General features: G+C 48.5%; 20 protein-coding genes and 1 riboswitch. Of the genes, 18 read left to right on the forward strand and 2 right to left on the reverse strand.

What is annotated here, in order from left to right:
* The first annotated feature begins 6 nt into the window (after positions 1-6).
* The 13 genes from FC82_RS02795 (at position 7) to FC82_RS02860 (ending at position 12,801) form a co-directional block, all read left to right on the forward strand.
* Entirely contained in the window at positions 7-363 is a 357-nt protein-coding gene (locus FC82_RS02795) for a hypothetical protein (RefSeq protein ID WP_056996150.1), read from the forward strand.
* Positions 356-1,108 carry a segregation and condensation protein A gene (locus tag FC82_RS02800; RefSeq protein WP_054758688.1) on the forward strand — a complete coding sequence of 251 codons (753 nt, stop codon included), beginning with the start codon at positions 356-358 and terminating at the stop codon, positions 1,106-1,108. The genes FC82_RS02795 and FC82_RS02800 overlap by 8 nt, the downstream gene beginning before the upstream one ends.
* Positions 1,105-1,698, forward strand: coding sequence for an SMC-Scp complex subunit ScpB (scpB, locus tag FC82_RS02805; protein ID WP_054758686.1), 594 nt, complete (start codon positions 1,105-1,107; stop codon positions 1,696-1,698). Before FC82_RS02800 ends, scpB begins: the two co-directional genes overlap by 4 nt.
* Entirely contained in the window at positions 1,691-2,425 is a 735-nt protein-coding gene (locus FC82_RS02810) for a pseudouridine synthase (protein ID WP_056996151.1), read from the forward strand. The genes scpB and FC82_RS02810 overlap by 8 nt, the downstream gene beginning before the upstream one ends.
* A gap of 58 nt (positions 2,426-2,483) precedes the next feature.
* A riboswitch (FMN riboswitch) is annotated at positions 2,484-2,606 on the forward strand.
* Positions 2,607-2,726: 120 nt separating this feature from the next.
* Positions 2,727-3,317 (forward strand): ECF transporter S component, encoded by a 591-nt coding sequence (locus FC82_RS02815; protein WP_054758684.1) that lies wholly within the window; start codon positions 2,727-2,729, stop codon positions 3,315-3,317.
* Between the two features lie 344 nt (positions 3,318-3,661).
* Complete coding sequence (locus FC82_RS02820) at positions 3,662-4,684, forward strand: helix-turn-helix domain-containing protein (protein ID WP_056996152.1); 1,023 nt, start codon at positions 3,662-3,664, stop codon at positions 4,682-4,684.
* Complete coding sequence (locus tag FC82_RS02825; protein ID WP_056996153.1) at positions 4,681-6,126, forward strand: RecQ family ATP-dependent DNA helicase; 1,446 nt, start codon at positions 4,681-4,683, stop codon at positions 6,124-6,126. The genes FC82_RS02820 and FC82_RS02825 overlap by 4 nt, the downstream gene beginning before the upstream one ends.
* 59 nt (positions 6,127-6,185) lie before the next feature.
* On the forward strand, positions 6,186-6,830 hold the full coding sequence (locus FC82_RS02830; RefSeq protein WP_056996154.1) for a LysM peptidoglycan-binding domain-containing protein: 645 nt from the start codon (positions 6,186-6,188) through the stop codon (positions 6,828-6,830).
* A 26-nt stretch (positions 6,831-6,856) separates the two neighbouring features.
* Positions 6,857-7,543, forward strand: coding sequence for a (d)CMP kinase (gene cmk / locus FC82_RS02835; RefSeq protein ID WP_054758675.1), 687 nt, complete (start codon positions 6,857-6,859; stop codon positions 7,541-7,543).
* A gap of 78 nt (positions 7,544-7,621) precedes the next feature.
* Positions 7,622-8,893 (forward strand): 30S ribosomal protein S1, encoded by a 1,272-nt coding sequence (gene rpsA, locus FC82_RS02840; RefSeq protein ID WP_056996155.1) that lies wholly within the window; start codon positions 7,622-7,624, stop codon positions 8,891-8,893.
* 106 nt (positions 8,894-8,999) lie between these two features.
* Complete coding sequence (gene der / locus FC82_RS02845; RefSeq protein ID WP_056996156.1) at positions 9,000-10,310, forward strand: ribosome biogenesis GTPase Der; 1,311 nt, start codon at positions 9,000-9,002, stop codon at positions 10,308-10,310.
* Between the two features lie 281 nt (positions 10,311-10,591).
* Positions 10,592-10,867, forward strand: coding sequence for an HU family DNA-binding protein (locus FC82_RS02850; RefSeq protein ID WP_054702092.1), 276 nt, complete (start codon positions 10,592-10,594; stop codon positions 10,865-10,867).
* A 665-nt stretch (positions 10,868-11,532) separates the two neighbouring features.
* Positions 11,533-12,801 (forward strand): tetratricopeptide repeat protein, encoded by a 1,269-nt coding sequence (locus tag FC82_RS02860; RefSeq protein ID WP_056996158.1) that lies wholly within the window; start codon positions 11,533-11,535, stop codon positions 12,799-12,801.
* 108 nt (positions 12,802-12,909) lie between these two features.
* On the opposite strand, the gene FC82_RS02865 is transcribed toward FC82_RS02860, so the two are convergent.
* Positions 12,910-13,797, reverse strand: a complete 888-nt coding sequence (locus tag FC82_RS02865; RefSeq protein WP_054758672.1) for a YitT family protein — start codon at positions 13,795-13,797, stop codon at positions 12,910-12,912.
* A gap of 187 nt (positions 13,798-13,984) precedes the next feature.
* Between FC82_RS02865 and FC82_RS02870 the strand changes: the two genes are divergently transcribed.
* The 4 genes from FC82_RS02870 to FC82_RS02885 are packed head-to-tail and all read left to right on the forward strand — an operon-like array spanning position 13,985 to position 18,618.
* Positions 13,985-15,193, forward strand: coding sequence for a CCA tRNA nucleotidyltransferase (locus FC82_RS02870; protein ID WP_056996159.1), 1,209 nt, complete (start codon positions 13,985-13,987; stop codon positions 15,191-15,193).
* A gap of 24 nt (positions 15,194-15,217) precedes the next feature.
* Positions 15,218-17,119, forward strand: a complete 1,902-nt coding sequence (locus tag FC82_RS02875; protein ID WP_056996160.1) for an ABC-F family ATP-binding cassette domain-containing protein — start codon at positions 15,218-15,220, stop codon at positions 17,117-17,119.
* A 46-nt stretch (positions 17,120-17,165) separates the two neighbouring features.
* Positions 17,166-18,119 carry a thymidylate synthase gene (locus FC82_RS02880; protein ID WP_056996161.1) on the forward strand — a complete coding sequence of 318 codons (954 nt, stop codon included), beginning with the start codon at positions 17,166-17,168 and terminating at the stop codon, positions 18,117-18,119.
* Between the two features lie 10 nt (positions 18,120-18,129).
* Complete coding sequence (locus FC82_RS02885; protein ID WP_065101463.1) at positions 18,130-18,618, forward strand: dihydrofolate reductase; 489 nt, start codon at positions 18,130-18,132, stop codon at positions 18,616-18,618.
* Between the two features lie 43 nt (positions 18,619-18,661).
* On the opposite strand, the gene trhA is transcribed toward FC82_RS02885, so the two are convergent.
* A complete protein-coding gene (trhA, locus tag FC82_RS02890) occupies positions 18,662-19,333 on the reverse strand; it encodes a PAQR family membrane homeostasis protein TrhA (protein ID WP_235809164.1) in 672 nt (223 codons plus the stop codon).
* A gap of 168 nt (positions 19,334-19,501) precedes the next feature.
* On the opposite strand from trhA, the gene FC82_RS02895 reads away from it, so the two are divergent.
* Positions 19,502-20,335, forward strand: a complete 834-nt coding sequence (locus tag FC82_RS02895; protein ID WP_056996163.1) for a DegV family protein — start codon at positions 19,502-19,504, stop codon at positions 20,333-20,335.
* Positions 20,336-20,519 lie beyond the last annotated feature (184 nt).

A 20,519-nucleotide genomic window follows, 5' to 3' on the forward strand; every position in this document is an offset into this window, starting at 1 on the left:
AACGGTGTGTTACTAAAATATCGCAGTGATTACGAAAAAGTGGCCATGGGACTCCTATCCTTTGTGCCAACGCTTAAACAAATCGACCGTCTGCAGGCTGAACTGCAGTGGTACCAGCACGGTGAGCACCGTCAACTATTGTTGTGGCGGGATGCGAACCAGGATTTTTCGGGCATTATCGGCATTGAAGAACGCGATGCTTTTGTGATCGTTCGGTTGATCGCGCTGACCCCATCGACGCGAAACACAGGGCAGATCAACGGGATCCTTGACGAATTATCGGATATGTATCCCGATGCGCGTATCATGGGAACGCTGAATACTACGAAGTACATCGCAGAATGGGAGCAGACACATGGATAATCAACCGGTCATTCACATTCAAAACTTTGAGGGCCCGTTGGATCTGCTGCTGCACTTGATCAAGTCGGCGTCCATCGACATCTATGACATCCCCATTGTCGAGATCACCGACCAGTACATGACGGCCTTGCGGCAAATGCAGGACCATCAACTGGACGTGGCCGGCGACTACTTTGTGATGGCCGCCACCCTAATGAAGATGAAGGCGAAACTGCTGCTGCCGCAACAGACTGACGATGACGCTGACGATGATGAACCATCACTGGAAGAAATGCAGGCGGCACTGGTGGAACAATTGGTCACGTATCAGCGGTATAAGGAAGCTGCCAAGTGGTTTAAGCAACGTCAACAGGATCAGCAGCGGTTCTATACACGGCCGGAAGCTGACGTGCCAGCAAACGTCCGGCTGGGAAAGCTCAAGCCGGGGATCACCTTTGACCAGGTGCAACAGGCCCTGATCGACCTGATGGATAAACAGCGCGAGCCGGCCATGCCGCTGCGGATGATCGACGGCGAACGCTACACGGTCAAAGCTCAGATGTCAAAGATTCGTTTTCGCCTGCGGAAGACGAAAGTCGCGATATCGTTTAAACAATTCTTTGACCCGAAACCGAACCGTGATGAAGTGGTGACCACTTTTCTGGCCCTTTTAGAAATGACAAAACAGCACGAAGTCACGCTTGACCAGCCCAATCGCGTGCTTCCCATCACCGTAAAAAAAGCAAAGTTGGGTGACAGCAAATGACAAAGCTACAAGAAATTGAAGGGTTGCTATTCGTCAGCGGTGACGAGGGGCTGACCATTAAGGAACTTGCCGGTTTGACCGGCCTTATGGTACCTGCCGTGAACCAGCTGCTGGGCAAACTCAATCAAAAGTATACCGACGATGCCGACAGCGCACTGGTGATCCTGGCTAACAACGATACCGTACGCTTAGGTACCAAGGGAGAACTGGCCAATGTGGTCAGCAACTACTTTGAGGCACCAAACTCAACGGGGCTGTCGCAGGCCTCGCTGGAGGTGTTAGCCATCATCGCCTACCAGCAGCCGATCACGAGAATCGAGATCGATGAAGTCCGTGGTGTCCAGAGCTCTGGGACCTTGAATAAACTGCTATTGCGGCAACTGGTAACGGAGACTGGCCGAAAGAAGGGGCCGGGCCGTCCGAAACTTTACGGAACGACCAACTACTTTCTGGATTACTTCGGCTTGAAACAGTTGGCGGACATGCCGCCGCTGCCGGAAGCTCAAGAAGACAAACCGGCTGAAAGCAACTTGTTTATGAAACAATTCAACGATCAGTTTAACGTGGAGGACGATCAAACCAATGGATAGACTACAAAAAGTATTAGCACACGCGGGGGTTGCCTCCCGCCGGGGTTCTGAGGCCCTGATCACCAGCGGCCGTGTCAAGGTCAACGGCGCGGTCGTTACAGAACTTGGCGTCAAAGTCGCCAAGCATGACCATATCGAAGTGGACGGCGAACCTGTTGAAATTGAAATGCCGGTTTACCTGCTGCTATACAAGCCGCGACAGGTCGTTTCAACCGTGCACGATGATAAAAAACGAAAGACTGTCATTGATTTATTGGACAGTAAAATCTCCGAACGGGTCTATCCTGTGGGCCGATTAGACTACGACACGACTGGGTTACTGTTATTGACCAACGATGGCACGTTAGCCAACGAACTGACCCACCCGAAGTACGAAGTCGATAAGAAATACGTGGCCAAAGTTCAGGGGATTCCAACCAACGACGAACTTAAACAGCTGCGGAAGGGTGTTAAGATCGACGGTCGGATGACCGCGCCTGCCAAGTCGAAACTCATGTCCAGTGATGACAAGAAAAAGACGGCCATTGTGGCACTGACCATTCATGAAGGCCAGAACCACCAGGTTAAAAAAATGTTTCAAGCCGTGGGACACTCCGTGATGAAACTGAAACGTGAAACTTATGCCTTCTTAGACCTGCAGGGGATGCAGCCGGGCGATTACCGGCATCTGACCCCAGAAGAAGTCAAGGAACTCAAAAAACTGATTGCCAAACGCCAGAAACGATAAAATCCTTGCATTTGTGACAATCAGCACTTATACTAATTTTAAGAATTAAATAAATTTGGTTCATCTTCAGGGCAGGGTGCAATTCCCGACCGGTGGTTAAAGTCCGCGACCTACCGTTATGGTAGTTGATTCGGTGAAATTCCGAAACCGACAGTTAAAGTCTGGTATATAGAAGATTGGGATCACATGACTATAAATGTGAAACCGAATCGTTCTTCTCCCTGAGAAGTCTGATTCGGTTTTTTATTTGGTCTTGCGTGTCCCTTGAATTGTGAAGGTGACCATCCAGGAGGAATTTGTGATGGAACACAGTGCAACGTTTAGTATTCGTCAGGTCGTTATTATGTCATTATTTGCGGGAATTTCATTCTTGTTAATGTTTATCTCATTCCCGATTCTGCCATTTGTTTCGTATCTGAAGGTCGATTTTTCAGATATCCCGATCTTACTTGGGATGATCATGTTTGGACCGGCCGGTGGGATTTTGATCGCGGCCATTAAGAGTTTGCTGTACTGGTTGCTGACCGGTGTTGATGTGGCGAACTTGATTGGAATCGTGGCTTCATTTATCTCATCCATGAGTTTACTGTTACCGATTGCAGCTGTCCTCAAGCACACTCAAGGTAAGAAGCTTTGGACCCGGTTGATCTGGAGCATTCTTGCAAGTACAATCAGTCTGAGCGTGGTCATGGGTCTGCTGAACTACTTTATTTTAACGCCGCTTTACATCTCTGTTTTAGGGATGAAGATTACCATGCCACTTGCAAAGCTGGTATTGTTTGGGGTCGTTCCATTCAACCTGATCAAGGGTGTGCTGGTCGGCGTGGTCTTCGCAATTGTGGTGGACCGGATGAAACATTTCTTGAGCCAGCATTCAACGTTGATCTCATAGTTTGATAAAGGTTATTAAGGATTTGATGGAAACTGTCTAGGTTGCTAGACAGTTTTTTTAGTGTGTGGGAAAATGTACATGACGGTTGAAGGCATTTTGCAGTTTTTAACGATCACGTGATGGTCCCGGTGCCCGCCTGTTCAACCGCTTTTTCCGGGCGAGCTAGCTTGTTCGTTAGAGCGGTTCAGTGACTATCACTGAACCATAGTGGCAAATAAATGCCTATTTTGTGTATTAAGTTACCAGCTTTTCATCAAAACATCATCTACATAAACCCCAGTTAGCACAAAAAAGACGTAGTTTCTAGCAATTCCCTAAAACGTCATTAAGAAAGGAACCTCGCAGTGAACGAAACGCAACTTATTCAATTGTTATCGCCAACCAGCCCACGTCGAATCCGAGTTATTGAAAACTTGCTGGTCGGCAAACGGTCAGTCTCGACGCTGTACTGGGGGATGCGTTACGGCCTGCTTGACTGGCTGGGGTACCAAAAACATCTGACCCGTCAGGAGATGGAAACTGCGGTGAACGACGCGGCTGCTAAGGGACTCGTTACAGTTACGGACCTGCAAGCAAGCTTGACGCCGTCTGGGATCACATTACGCCAAGCAAATCTGAGTCGACAATATCAGCCTAAGGCATTGGGAATTCGGCTGACCGTTGACATTCCTCACTTTTGGCAGCGCCTGTTGCTCGCGGTTCAAGTGGTTTCTGAGTATAGTTATCACAACCGACAGTACTACCCGCTGCGGGCGGACTACCGGGACAAACAAGCTATCAAGCGGTGGTTCAGTGCCAATAAGTCTGACGTGACTACCAGGCTGCCAGATGCTTTGATCACGTTTTTTAAAACACAACCCGAGCCGGCTGCCGATTTGTTCAGCCACCTGCTGACGGGGCATAATACGCCGGGGTACACACTCAGTCAGCTGGCAGCTCAGACTGAGTTGTCCGCAACGACCGGGCAATTGATGCAGACGGATGCGCTTTGCCAGCTGGCTGAACAAGTGCTTGAAGATGACCAGCACGTCTTAAGACTGTTGATGCATGACCTGCAGCAGTCGCCCGTCAGCGACAGTGCCATGGCGACCCTGACTGCGTTTCAACGCGGACAGTCGTTTGATCAGATCAGCCACCAGCGCAAGCTCAAACCAAGTACCGTGCGGGAACACTTACTTGAAGCGGCAATTTTTCTGCCCGTCTCGGCGCTCCCGTACGACCGGCTGTTACCGGCTGACTTGCAGCGCACGTTTCAGACGCGTCTTACGGGGGCTATCGACGACTGGCAGTACGACACTGTCAGTGATCTCGACATTGAATTTTGGCAGTTTCGACTGTACGCTATTTTAAGGAGTAAGCAAGTATGATTGCAGAAACCACCTTTTATCAACAGTTAAAACAGCGCTACGGTTTCGAAAGCTTTCGACCGGGACAGTTGGAAACCCTGACGGCGCTGGCTACGGGTCAGGATGTGCTGTCGATCATGCCGACCGGTGCGGGGAAATCCCTTATTTATGAACTATATGGTCAGGTGACCCAGCAGCTGGTAGTGATCGTTTCACCACTGATTGCCCTAATGCAAGACCAGGTGGCATCCATGAACTACCACGGTGAAAAACGTGTGACCGCGCTGACCTCCATGATGAGTTACAGCGAAAAGGCTTGGACCCTGACCCATTTGAACAAGTACCGGTACCTGTTTGTGTCGCCGGAAATGCTGACTCAGGAGCGGGTCATGGCCCAGTTGCAGCAACAGAAGGTTGGCCTGTTTGTGGTCGATGAGGCGCACTGTATTTCAACGTGGGGGCCGGATTTTCGCCCGGAATACCTCCTGCTGGGGCAGACTCGCGAACAGCTGGGCGCGCCGCTGACCTTGATGTTAACGGCAACTGCCACCCCGCGGGTTAAAAAGGATATTAAACGACGGATGCGTTTGCCGGCCGCCAGTGTAGTGACGCAGCCGATCGACCGGCCCAATATTTATTTGCAGGTCGAAACGGTGGCGGGTACCGCGGAAAAACAGCAGCGGTTAATTGCCCTGGTCAGCCAGCTCGTCAAACCTGGCGTTGTCTACTTTTCGAGCAAGAAGCTCGCCAACGAAATGGCGGCCCTCATCAACGACCAAACAGCCTGTCGGGCTGCCGCCTACCACGCGGACCTGGAAGACGAGAGCCGGTTCAAGATCCAGCAGCAGTTTATGGCCAACCAGATCCAGGTGGTTTGCGCCACCAGTGCGTTTGGCATGGGCATTGATAAAAACGATGTCCGGTTTGTGATTCACTACCACCTGCCAGTTGATATCGAAAGCTACTGGCAGGAGGTCGGCCGCGCTGGTCGGGATGGAGCGCAGAGTATTGCGATCCTGCTATACCAGCCTGGTGATGAGCAGATTGCTGATTTTCTCAGTCAGGGCAGTATTCCGACGGATGAGGAGGTTCACTTCTACTTTCAACAAAAACAGCTGTCGGAATACGACAAGGACCCCAAGGCCAACCTCGTGTGGTTTTACAAACGCCACGCCATGAGCGAGGCTCAAGTTCTGGAGTTGTTCAAAAAACGGGCTGCTCAGCGGACTGGTGCGCTGCAGCAAATGCTGCGTTACGTGCGAACGGAGAATTGCAAGCGGCGGTTTATCACCGGCTACTTCGGTCAGGCGCACATGACCCAGCCGGAACAGTGCTGTACCAGCGATACACCGGGAACGACCATTGCCGAACTGGGACTTGAGTCGACTGCGCAACCACCGGAAAATGTGGGGCTATCCGGGTGGCAGACCGTTATGGATCAGCTATTTTTACGGAAAAAATAACCAAAATTAATTTAGGGTATGGTACAATTCGTAATGAACCTTTTTGAGGAGGGAAATCAATGGGTCAAAAAAATGATGGGCATTCAACCGAAAATAAACCTGAAACCCAACCCTGGGACCAATCCTTTGCGGATGACCGGGACGATTCAGGTAATCTCTCGCGAACCAAGCGACACCGCCAAAACCACAACAACCGTTTGATCACCATAATTTTAGTTGCAATTATTATTATAATTGCCGTGGGGTCTTTAATTTACGGCTTAGCACGACAAAGTGCGATGAACAAACCGGCTTCCGACAACGAAACGAGTCTGACAAGCCAAAAATCAACCAAGTCGAGTCACGCTTCTTCTAAGAAGGCGTCTAGTGACAAGACTAAGACATCTTCGAAAAAGGCCTCTTCTAAAACTAAGACCAGTTCGAAGGAGACGTCTTCTACTACCACGGCGGCTTCGAGCAGCACAGCAACCGCAGCGTCATCGTCAACGACCAGTTATGCTGACTCATCAAGTACGTCAAGCACCGCGAAGAGCAGCAGTTCTTCGACTAAGTCCAGCAGCAAGGAATACGCTACCGTTGGCTCTGGTCAGGGGATGTACCGGGTCGCTGTGAATAACGGGATCTCCGTTGCAAAGTTAGAGGAACTAAATGGTCTGTCGGCAAATTCAACTTTGACGCCAGGCCAAAAATTGCGTGTTAAATAAATTTCTAATGTAGGTGAGTAAGAATAATGGGAAACAAAGGGTTGCAAGTTGCAATAGACGGCCCGGCTTCGGCTGGGAAAAGTACGGTTGCGAAAAAGATTGCCAAACGGTTTCAATACATTTACTGTGACACCGGTGCCATGTACCGGACAGTCACGTTAAAGGCAATGCAGCAGGGGGTTGCGCTGGATGATCCAGCCGCCCTGGCTGACATGCTGAAACATACGGAAATTACTTTTAAACCGGGAGATCCCGAACAATTAGTCTTTCTTGATGGGACGGATGTGACGGCTGCAATTCGCCAAGAAGACGTAACGAACAACGTTTCTACCACGGCCGCACAGGGCACGGTTCGAACGGATCTGACAAATCGGCAGCGGGAGATTGCAGACGCTGGCGGTATCGTCATGGATGGGCGTGATATCGGCACCACCGTGCTGCCCGATGCGCAGGTTAAGATCTTCCTTGTGGCAAGTGTTGAAGAACGGGCTCAGCGGCGGTTTAAGGATAACGCCGAAAAGGGTATTCACACACCGATCGATGTGCTACGGGAAGAAATCGAAATCAGAGACCATAAAGATTCGACCCGGAAAATCTCACCGCTGACGCAGGCTGCGGATGCCGTTAAATTAGATACAACTTCATTGTCGATTGATGATGTGGTTGATAAGATTAGTGCTATAATTGAGCAAAATGTCGAGAAATCGAATTAATCGCGTCAACCTACTGGTATTATTGACCATTTTCGGTTAAAATTGACATTAGAGTTGTCGCAAGGAGGAAAAGTTCGTATGAGTGAAAACAATGCAAATGAGAACAACGATTTATTAAATGCTTTAAACAGCATCGAGACCGTTAATATCGGTGATGTGGTCAAGGGTGAAGTGTTAGCCATTGACGATGATAAGCAAGCAATCGTTGGTATCGAAGGTACTGGTATTGAAGGAGTCGTTCCACAAAAGGAACTGTCTACTAAGCCAGTTGCTGATATTAATGATGTCGTTAAGGTTGGGGATAAGTTAGACTTAGTCGTCATTTCCCGGATCGGTAACGATAAGGAAGGCGGCAGCTACTTACTCTCAGTTCGTCGTTTGGAAGCCCGTAAAGTATGGGATGAAATCCAAAAGAAGTTCGAAGCTGGTGAAACAATTGATGCCCCTGTTACCCAAGTGGTTAAGGGCGGCTTAGTTGTTGATGCTGGTGTTCGTGGCTTCGTACCCGCTTCAATGATCAGTGATCACTTCGTTGAAGATCTCAACCAGTTTAAGGGTCAAACATTGACCTTTAAGATTATCGAAATTGAACCAAGTGAAAACCGTCTGATTCTTTCTCACCGTGCTATCGTTGAAGAAGAAAAGGCTGCTAAGCGTGACGAAGTTCTGGCTACTATCAAGGCCGGCGACACCGTTACAGGGACTGTTGCGCGTTTGACCAACTTCGGTGCCTTTGTTGACTTAGGCGGCGTTGATGGGTTGGTCCACGTTTCTGAAATTGCCTACGAACGTGTTGACAAGCCTTCAGACGTTTTGAAGACTGGCCAAGAAGTTAAGGTTAAGGTCCTTTCAGTTGACCCAGACCGTGACCGGATTTCACTTTCAATCAAGCAAACCTTACCAGAACCATGGGATGGTATCGAAGAAAAAGCTCCTGAAGGCGCTGTTCTTGAAGGAACTGTTAAGCGTTTGACTAGCTTCGGTGCCTTTGTTGAAGTCTTCCCTGGTGTTGAAGGTTTGGTTCACATTTCCCAAATCGCTCACGAACACATTGCTACACCTAATGATGTGTTATCAACTGGCGAAAAGGTTAACGTCAAAGTTCTGGAAGTACACCCAGAAGCTCACCGGTTAGCCTTATCAATCAAAGCTTTGAAAGAAAAGCCAGCATCTAGCGAACCTGAGAAGAAGCAATCAGCTCCTCGTCGTCAAAACAATAACAACAGTAACAACAACCGTCAAAACGTTGTTTCTACTGACGATGATGACGCCGGCTTTACATTAGGTGACCTGATTGGTGACCAATTAAAGAACGCTCAAAATTCAGATTCTGATTCAGATAAAGACTAGTCCTGGTTTATTATTAAGGACATCAAAACAGGTTGGGACGAAGGTGATTCGCCCTAGCCTGTTTTGTTTTTGGAACCGATTTTATGTTTGAAAGAAGGGAACAACTATGAGTATGCCAACTGTGGCCATTGTTGGCCGGCCAAACGTGGGTAAATCCACTATCTTTAACCGTATTGCCGGGGACCGGATCTCAATTGTCGAAGACACTCCCGGGGTGACTCGGGATCGAATCTACGCGCATGGTGACTGGTTAAGCAACACCTTCAGTATGATCGATACTGGTGGGATCGATGTCGGTGACGAACCATTTTTAAAGCAGATCACCGAACAGGCCGAAGTGGCCATTGATGAGGCTGATGTGATTGTTTTTGTCGTGAGCGCCCGCGAAGGTGTGACCGACTCTGACGAAAAAGTGGCTCAGATTTTATACCGTGCCAACAAACCGGTAATTTTAGCGGTCAACAAGGCTGATAATCCGGAACAACGACAAGATATTTACGACTTTTATTCACTTGGGTTCGGCGACCCGTACCCGATTTCCGGGGCTCACGGGCTTGGCTTGGGTGATTTGCTGGATGCCGTGGTCAAAGCCTTTCCTGACGAAACTGGTGACGTTGATGATACCAGTACCCGGTTTAGCCTGATTGGGCGGCCAAACGTTGGGAAGTCGTCCCTGGTCAACGCCTTGCTGGGTGAAGATCGCGTGATTGTTTCAGAAATTGCTGGGACGACTCGAGACGCCATCGACACGAAGTTTGTGACCGACAACGGTGACGAATTTACCATGGTTGATACGGCTGGGATCAGAAAACGCGGCAAAGTTTACGAAAATACCGAACGTTACAGTGTGATGCGCGCAATGAAAGCCATCGATAATTCTGACGTGGTACTGTTTGTGCTGAACGCTGAAGAAGGCATTCGCGAACAGGATAAAAAAGTTGCCGGTTACGCCCATGAAGCGGGCCGAGGAATCATTATCTTAGTCAACAAGTGGGATACCATCAAGAAGAACAACCAGAGTCTCCATGACTTTGAGATCCACGTGCGTGAAGAGTTCCAGTACTTGGCGTACGCCCCGATGCTGTTTGTGTCTGCAAAGACTCATCAACGCCTTAACGAACTGCCAGCGCTGATCAAGAAGGTTTCGGTCAACCACAATAAACGCATTCAGTCGTCAACGCTGAACGATGTTTTGATGGATGCCGTTGCTATGAATCCAACGCCAACTGACAATGGTCGACGTTTACGGATTTTTTATGCCACGCAGGTGGCTGTGGCGCCGCCAACTTTTGTCGTTTTCGTAAACGATCCGGATCTAATGCATTTTTCATATGAGCGTTATTTGGAGAACCAAATCCGAGAACATTTTGACTTTACCGGAACACCGATTCACTTAATTGAACGACACAGGAAGTAGTTTCTGTTGTCAAGATAAAAATGACGAAAAATGCCGTTATGTCGCGTTTTTCGTCATTTTTTAGCTAAATTTTATTCAAATATTACAAAATTAGATAAAATGCGTTGAAATTCACTTATAAACGTTAAAAAACCTTGCTGTTATAGGTTTTCTGTGCTATCTTAGAAACAGAAATGATGCGGAGAGCCGTTATTATTTCAATAGTCGATTTCAAATTCTGGTGTCGACTAGATGAGATAAATTTGTACTCATCATAATTCATCCGAGGAGGTGAATCATTCATGGCAAACAAAGCACAACTTGTTAACGATGTTGCAGCAGCAACCGGTTTAACTAAGAAGGACGCAACTGCTGCAGTTGATGCAGTATTTGATTCAGTTCAAGCAACTTTGGCTAAGGGCGAAAAGGTTCAATTGATCGGCTTTGGTAACTTCGAAGTTCGCGAACGGGCAGCTCGTAAGGGTCGCAACCCACAAACGGGCGACGAAATCCAAATTCCTGCAAGCAAAGTACCAGCATTCAAGCCTGGTAAAGCTTTGAAGGATGCTGTTAAATAATTCATTTTATTAAACAGTGAGCCAATCCGATTAGTCGGGTTGGTTTTTTTTATGGTGCGGAAGAAGGGCGTTTAAAAGGTGGAGCACAAGTCAACTCTGCCATAAACGCCCGGGCTTGGCGTTTATGGCAGAGTTGACTTGTGTGCAACCTTTTGCCCTTCTGCAGCCCGATTAGGCTCGAGGACAGGAGTGCGGGATGAGGAAGGAGCCTTTGAGAAAAGAAACAGCAAAAACATAGTACGGAACAGGGTCAGAGTTGACTTGTGTGCAACCTTTTGCCCTTCTGCAGCCCAATTAGGCTCGAGGACAGGAGTGCGGGATGAGGAAGGGGCCTTTGTCGGAAAAAGCTCCAAAGGCATGGTAGCAGCCCAGACTAGTTTAAAGGACGTTAAATCAGGATAAAACTGTTGCAAAGTCTCATCCAAGCGCAAAAAAACCAATTTTGGCTTGAAATAAAAACCATCAAACTCCTAATCAGGTTGATTAAGATACTGATAGCAACCAACGCAAGTATCAGTAAACGATAACGGCTCAAAAGAAATAATAAAAAGTTACTTTAACTTAAATTAAAAATCACAAAGCCCTCACTCAAAGCGTCAAAGTTGCCCATTACCCTCAATCTATGCTATGTTAGTAGGTACGGAATTTAATAATGGAGGCGGCCCATGAGCTACTCAGAAGAAGCGTTAGACCAACTGGATCGTGGCCAGTTAGACAAGTTTAAAAAGGCTTATGCCAGCGCGTTACGCCACGATGACGACGATACACTTTATAATTTAGCAGAGGAACTTTATACGCTAGGATTTTTAAATCAATCCAGACGTATTTATGAAAAATTACTTGATCGGTACCCAGAAGAAAACGATATTCGGGTCAACTTAGCTGATATCGCCATTGACGAAGATAAAAACGATGAGGCACTTGATTACCTCAATCAAGTGAGTGAAGACTCGGAGGCGTACGTGCGTGCCCTCATGGTCGCGGCGGATCTTTATCAAACGCAGGAATTATTTGAAGTTAGCGAGCAAAAATTGCTTCAAGCACAGACGTTGGCACCCGAAGAACCAGCCATTATTTTTGCGTTGGCTGAACTTTACTTCACCATGCGTGAGTTTACAAAAGCTATTCCGCTGTATCTTGATTTGATCAAGCAGGGGATTCCTGAATTCAGTTCTGTGAACCTAGTGGAACGGATCGGTGTGGCGTACGCCAACGCCGGCCGGTTTGAACAAGCAATTGGTTATCTCAAGCAGGTGCATCCTGGTGATATGACCCCAGACGTGAAGTTTGAGACCGGTTTCACATACTTACAGCTGAAGGATAACAAGATGGCCATTCAACTGCTAAGTGAGTTGAAGGATTCTGATTCGCAGTACACGAGCTTGTACATTCCGTTAGGCCAAGCACTGGTTAACGAAAACCGTTTGGATGGGGCGCTGACAACGTTACAAGAAGGTCTGGGAGTTGACCAGTATAACGAAAAGCTGTGGTCATACGCGGCCGATATTGCGGCCCGAACGGCAGACGAGAAGCTGACGGAAAAGTACTTGAAAAAGGGGAACGAACTCGACGCTGAAGACCTCGATATTGTGATTAAACTATCAAACCTGTATATCAAACAAGAACGCTATCAAGACACGGTCGACTTCTTAACGGATTACGTGAAGGCTGATAACGTGGACCCGCAGATCTACTGGAATTTGGCCAACGCGTATGATCATTTGGAAAATTACGATCAGGCAATGAAATTTTATCAGGCAGCCGAGCCATACTTTATGGATCAGGCTGATTTCCTGAAACCGGCCGTTTACTTCTTCAGAGAAGCGGGGCAGCGTGAGGAAACGATTAAACTGCTGCAAGCTTACCTGAAAGTCGTGCCAGATGATTCAGAGATGGCACTGATGCTGGAAGAACTGCAAGAAGACGACTATTAGGTCATAAAAGAATTACGACAGTGGCCGTAGTTCTTTTTTATTGCGCAGTTATTTATAATAATAAGTTACTTTAACCTAATAACCAAAAAATCAAAAAAAAAACACCCACTAGGAGTGTTTAAACCACGTGCGTTTCGGCCGCTGGTAGGTGAACCCTTCACCAATGGCCTCATTCACGTCAAAAATGGTCATAAAGGCATTTTCGTCCAAGTCGCTGACAATCATTTGCAGGTCATGCAACTCGCCTGGACTGACCACAATGTAGAGCACGGGACGGTTCTTATGTGAATAGCCGCCTTCGCCGTGCAAAATGCTGACCCCGCGGCCCAGCGAACTCATGACCTCGTCCGTGATCTCGTTTGTCGCGTTACTGACAATGAGGACGCCCTTGGCTGAGTATGTCCCGCTTAGGATGAAGTTGACGATCCGCGAGAAAACATAGGAACATAAAATCGTGTAGGCCATGTGCCGAATATCGATGTAAATTAATGATGCGCATAGAACAACAACGTCCAACCACAGCAGTGTTTGGCCCATTGGTATGCCGCGGAACCGCTCAAGAATTCGGGCAACGATATCCGTACCACCTGTCGTACCGCCGTATCGATATAACAGACCGCTGCCGGCACCGCCAATTAGACCCGCAGCCATCCCAGCCAAAAAGAGATCATGGTGCAGCGGCAGGACAAATGGTACCCGCTGCCAGATCCACAAAAAGGCGGACAGCATCACGGTACCATATAACGTATAAACAATGGCGCGCCGGCCTAGATACCGGTAGCCGATCAAAATCAGCGGAATGTTGATGATGATTGTTGAGTAGGCGGGGTTGATCTTAAACAGCGCCCGCAGGATCAGCGTGATCCCGCTAATCCCGCCATCAGCTAAATTGTTGGCGATGTTGACGAACACCAGCGCAAAAGCGTAACCGGCACACCCAATGCCAATCATCAAGAGATCCAGCGGCCGAATGCGTTCTTCAGGTTTATTTACCATAGTGCACCCCCTTAATTGCGATGAAACTTCTTATTCATCATAGCATATTCATCTATTAGCGTGTGTATGATAGCAACGATTTTGCAAAAGATAAAGCGCTTCCGGTTCGTGAAAAATGATATTCCCTGTTTAGGCGACCCGTTAAAATATGGTACTATAGTTAGGACTTTGAAAGGGTAGATCGAACATGAGAATTGAAACATTACCAGAAGAATTTATCAAGGCGCAGCCGATTATTGACACCATTGATGCGGCGGGGTATGAAGCATACTTTGTAGGTGGGTCGGTCCGCGACACGTTATTGGGGTTGCCGATCCACGATGTCGACATTGCCACCAGCGCCTATCCGCAAGAGGTGAAGCAACTCTTTAAACGCACCGTAGACACGGGTATCGAACACGGCACCGTCATGATTTTGGACCACGGCACCGGTTACGAAACGACAACATTTAGAACTGAATCGGGGTATCAAGACTACCGGCGGCCAGATTCGGTGACGTTCGTGCGGTCATTACAGGAGGACTTGAAGCGTCGCGACTTTACGATCAATGCACTGGCACTGCGCAGTAATGGGACGATCGTTGACTATTTTCATGGCCTTGATGATTTACAGGCAAAACGCATTCGCGCAGTGGGCAACGCCGATGAGCGATTCAATGAAGACGCCTTGCGCATGATGCGTGCTGTGCGGTTCGCGAGTCAGCTCGACTTTGATATTGATTCCGACACGATTCAGGGCATTACCCATCATGGTCCGCTGTTAGAGAAAATCGCGGTGGAGCGAATTCACGTTGAGTTCGTGAAAATGCTGCAGGGAAACTGGCCCGCTAAGGGATTGCAAATTTTCCTCGATACCGGACTCTACCAGTACTGTCCTGATTTTAAGGACCGGTTGTCAGCGCTGCAGTCACTAGCAACGACACTCACTGCGTCAGCTGGGGATGAAACGGCCGTTTGGACGCTGATTTGCACCGAATTTGGGCTGCAGGGCCGCCAGATCGACCAATTTCTCAAGCATTGGAAGAGCGCGAATCATTTGATTGATGCTGTCCGGACAGCTGTTGCGATGGTCACGGCAATTCAAAACGACAGTCTTGATGATTGGACACTGTATCAAACGGGGGAAACGTTAATTCCCATCGCCAATCAAGCGGCGACTACCATGGGGCTGGCAACACGTGACACGGCGCAACTGGTAGCACAATATCAGGGTCTTGCCATTAAATCCAAGAAGGAGCTGGCCGTTACGGGGCAGTCACTCATGACGGCAGGCATTAAACCAGGGCCGATCCTGGGTAAATTATTAAACGAACTTGAGTATCGCGTTGCCACAGGTAACCTGCCAAACGACGCGGCACAACTCACGAAAACAGCCCTTGAATTAGCATCATCCTAAATATAATTAAGAAAGCGTGACATCATGCAGACATTACGAGCTGAAAATTTAACGCGAACATACGGTGAAAAAACGTTATTTGACAAAATTAGTTTCATTATCAACGAACATGACCGAATCGGTCTGATCGGGACTAACGGGAGTGGAAAAACATCGTTGCTGAACACGCTCGCCGGCCTCGCACAATACCACGGCGACATTATTACGCCAAACGATTACAGCATCGCCTACTTGAAGCAAATTCCTGAATTGAATGCAGACCAAACCGTCATGGACGCGGTATTTTCAGGGTCGCAGAAAGTTTTTAAGGTCATCCGGTACTATGAGGATACCTTAGCAGCTTACAGCAATGATCCCGAAAACCCGGAACTGCAAAAGAAGTACATGGCGGCTGAAGCACAAATGAACGAAGCGGACGCCTGGACGGCTGAAAGCGACGTTAAAACGATTTTGACCCAGTTGCATATCACAGATCTGACCCAAAAAATAGGGACCATGTCCGGGGGTCAGCAAAAACGGGTTGGTCTGGCGCAGGTCTTGATTCAATCACCAGATTTGCTGTTGCTGGACGAACCGACCAACCATTTGGATTTTGACTCCATTGATTGGCTGCAAAATTATCTGGCAAACTATAAGGGTGCTTTGCTGGTCGTTACCCATGACAGGTATTTTCTGGATCAGGTTGCTAACCACATCTGGGAATTATCATTTGGCCGGTTATTTAATTACGACGGCAACTACCAGGACTTTGTTGGCCAAAAGGCGGAACGGGTCGAGATGGAAGCCTCACAAGACCACAAACAGCAACAATTGTACAAACAAGAACTGGCTTGGATGAAAGCCGGTGCCCACGCGCGGTCAACGAAGCAGCAGGCTCGAATCAACCGGTTTAATGACCTCGAAAGTAACCTTGGGACAACACCGACTGAACACGATGTCTCGATCGACCTCGGGCAGACCCGACTTGGCAAGCAGGTCATCGAACTCCAGCACGCCAACCTCACACTCGGCGATCACCGTATTCTCAATGATTTCAGCCTGTTGGTTCAGGCGGGTGACCGGATCGGTATCTCAGGTGAGAATGGCGCCGGTAAATCGTCACTGCTGAACGTAATGGCGGACCGGTTACCGTTGGACTCTGGCACGCTCATCATTGGCGAGACGGTCAAAATGGCGTACTATACGCAACAAACGGAGCCGATTCCTGACGACAAGCGGATCATCAACTATCTGAGCGAAGTCGGCCACAACGTCACCGATAAATCCGGTAACAAGATCTCTGTTTCAGAATTACTGGAGCAGTTCCTGTTTCCACGGTTTATGCACGGGACGCTGATCCGGAAGCTTTCAGGGGGCGAAAAACGGCGCCTGTACCTGCTGAAACTGTTGATGGAACAGCCAAACGTGCTGTTCTTAGACGAACCCACCAACGATTTGGATATTGGCACGCTGACAGTTTTGGAGGACTATGTCAAGCACTTCAATGGGACCGTCATTACGGTTTCCCATGATCGGTACTTCCTGGATAAAGTCGCGGACAAACTGTTATTTTTCGACGGAGACGCCAAGATTGAATCGTACAGCGGCCTGTTTACGGATTACCTGGCACAGCAACAAACGGCTGCCACCAGCACCGCGGCCGTTTCCAAAAAAGCAAAACCAGTGAAGCCCGTTGACGACCAGCCGAGCGAACCCGTCAAGAAGGAAAAAACGAAGCTGACTTACAAGGAGCAACAGGAGTGGGCAACAATCGAAGACGAAATTGACGCACTTGAAACCAAAAAGGCTGATTTGGAGTCGCAAATGACGCAAAATGGTGACAACTATGATAAATTAGCCTCATTGCAAACCGATTTTGAAGCCACGGACAAAGAACTGGACGACAAAATGGCCCGGTGGGATTATCTGAGTCAGTACGCAGAATAACATCGAGAGAATTGAAGATTACATTGGAGAGAGGAAGCTGGCTTACATGTTAGAAGACGCTTATTTAGACTTGCAACGCTTTGTTTTGGAAAACGGCCATCGCAAAACGGACCGGACAGGGACAGGCACCATCAGCACGTTCGGTTATCAAATGCGCTTTGACCTGAGCAAGGGGTTTCCACTGTTAACAACTAAGAAAGTGCCCTTTGGCCTGATTAAAAGCGAACTGCTGTGGTTCCTGCACGGCGACACCAACATTCAGTACCTTCTGAAGCATAAAAACCATATCTGGGACGAGTGGGCGTTCAAGAACTTTGTTGAATCAGCCGACTACACCGGTCCCGACATGACCGACTTTGGCCGTCGTTCATTAGTCGATGCTGATTTTAATAAACATTACCGCGAACAAATGGACGCGTTCTGCGAGCGGGTCGTGAACGACGATGCATTCGCTGCTAAATACGGTGAGCTGGGCGACGTTTACGGTTCCCAGTGGCGCGCTTGGAAGACACGAAATGGCGGTACCATTGACCAGATCAGCAACGTGATCGACACCCTGCGGACCCATCCTGATTCCCGGCGCATGATCGTTTCAGCCTGGAATCCTGAAGACGTGCCCACGGTGGCACTGCCGCCTTGTCACACCATGTTCCAGTTCTACGTTGCCGATGGCAAGCTGAGCTGTCAGCTGTACCAACGCAGCGCTGATATCTTTTTGGGCGTGCCGTTTAACATTGCGAGCTACGCGCTGCTGACGAACCTGATTGCTAAGGAAGTTGGGCTGAAACCGGGCGATTTCGTACACACGCTTGGTGACGCGCACATTTATTTGAACCACATTGATCAAGTCAAGGAGCAGTTGACGCGCAAACCTTCCGATATCCAGCCGCAACTGGAACTGAACCCGGACAAGACTTCCATTTTTGATTACGATATGAAGGACATCCACGTGACCAACTACCACCCAGCGCCCGCTATCAAGGCGCCGGTGGCAGTTTAGGAGGGCGCTGATGATCTTTATTTGGGCGGAGGACCTGAACCACGGCATTGGCTTCAAGGGACACTTACCTTGGCACCTGTCATCCGATATGAAGTTTTTCAAACGCATGACCACCGGCAACACGCTGGTGTCCGGCAGTCGAACGTTTCTGACATACGGAAAGCCGTTGCCGCATCGGAAAAACATTGTGTTGACCACAAACCGGCAGAAACAGTATCCGGAGGGTGTTTTGGTGCTCCACAGCGTTGATGATCTGCTGACCTATCAGGAGCATCATCCGGAAGAAACGATTTTTATCAGCGGCGGTGCAAAGGTGTTTGCGAGCCTGCTGCCATACGTTGATGAACTGGTGAGAACCCGGATCGACCATGAGTTTGAAGTCGACACGTACATGCCGACCATTGATTACTCATTGTTTGAGCTAGTGTCCAGCGAACCAGGCGTGGTGGATGAAAAAAGTCCGTACCCGCATTTCTTTGATCGTTTTACTCGAAAATAACAAAAAAACCACTCAGTCATTTTTGGCGACTGAGTGGTTTTTATTATGCGTATAGATAAACTGAAAAATACATGAGGATCGTGCCCAGCAGAACAAACAAGTGCCAGATGACGTGGCCGAACTTGATGTTCTTGAAGCTGTACAGCACTGCGCCCACTGTGAAGGCAACGCCGCCGAGAACCAGCAGCAGGAAGCCACGGGGGCCAAGACCGTTATACAGTGCCTTAGCCCCAAGCAAACAGAACCAGCCCATGACCACGTAAAGAACGGTCGATAATTTTTGGAACTTGCCTAACCATAAACATTTGTAAATAATGCCCATGATTGCGGTCGCCCAAATGACCCCGAAAATAACCCATCCTAGAGCGCCTCTAATGACGACTAGGCAGTAAGGGGTATAAGTGCCCGCAATGAGTAAATAAATGGCACAGTGGTCGAAAATTTGAAACAGGTGGCTTGCCTTAGTGAAGTACAGACTGTGGAACATGGTCGAAGCGAGATAAAAGAGCACCAGGATCGACCCGTAAACGGTATAGGCTGTGATGCGCATCGCACCGCCTAAATGGACGGCACGCAGGATCAAAAGCACTAATCCCGCGATGCTGAGTCCGACACCAATGCCGTGGGTCACTGAATTCAGCACCTCATTGACGATTTGATACCGCCGCGAAAACTGCGGCGGTGTTGCGTGTTTTTTTGAATAGTTTGTTTGAATCAATAAAAGGCCTCCCATAAATGCTGGCGGGTCACCATACATCCGCAATAAAATTATGAAAACACCCGTTAAATCTGCTATACTATTAGCGAATCGTTTTCATGCTACTCGTGTAATTGTAGCATGAAATGACAACCTTTTGGGAAGAAAGCGTGGTTATAACCAATTATGGCAACTGTAAAGATAGTAACGGACTCTTCGGCGGGATTAACGGACGAAGAAGTCGAAAAATACCACATTACGATCGTGCCATTGACGGTCATGATCGATGACGTCGTTTACGTGGAACGGCACACGATTACTAACGAAGAATTCATTAACAAAATGGAAAGCTCAAAAACCTTCCCTAAGACCAGTCAACCACCGCTGTTTATTAAGGTCTTCGACGAACTAGGCGCAGACGGCAGTTCTGTCGTCTGTCTGGACATGCTGGAGGGCATCAGCGGCACGGTCCACACGGCCGAGCAGGCAGCTACCATTAGTAAAACAGACGTGACTGTTCTTGACAGCGGCACCACTGACCGAGCCTTAGCGCTTCAGGTCATTGAAGCTGCTAAATTGGCACAGCAGGGGGCGTCGAAGGAAGAGGTGCTTGCTGGGATCAACAAAGTACGGACGCACACGAAGCTATTTATGGGCGTTATGACCCTCAGCAACCTCGTAAAGGGTGGCAGAATTAGTCGGGTAACTGGCGCCATTTCGTCACTGTTGAACATTAAAATCGTGCTGCAGGTCGGTGACGGCAACTTGGACATTCGGACTAAGGGTCGCGGCGCCAAGCCGATTGACAAGTATTTTGATCAGGTCATTGCGCAGATGAAGGATTTAAAGGTCAACGCTATTGGCATCTCTCACGTGAATGCGATGGGCGAAGTAAAGCGATTAACCGATCAGCTTCAACCAATGTTTCCAAACGTGGATATTCTCGTCCGGGAAACGGTGCCGATCATTGCCACACATGGTGGCCCTGGTGCTTTCGCGCTGATCTATTCTTACGACTAAATTGGTCTCGAACCGACTAGCCAAATAAACAAAAGTGTGATAAAGTCGAGAATTCAGAATTGAATTCTTGATTTTTTCTTATATTGACGTGATGCAACTTGGAAATGCCGGTTAATATCGGTACGATTGACGCCAAATGGCTTCAAAGAACTCGCGTTATGCGCGCTGAAACAGGTCTAAAAGA

It is taken from the genome of Secundilactobacillus collinoides DSM 20515 = JCM 1123 (assembly GCF_001435975.1).
GTDB classification, from domain to species: domain Bacteria; phylum Bacillota; class Bacilli; order Lactobacillales; family Lactobacillaceae; genus Secundilactobacillus; species Secundilactobacillus collinoides.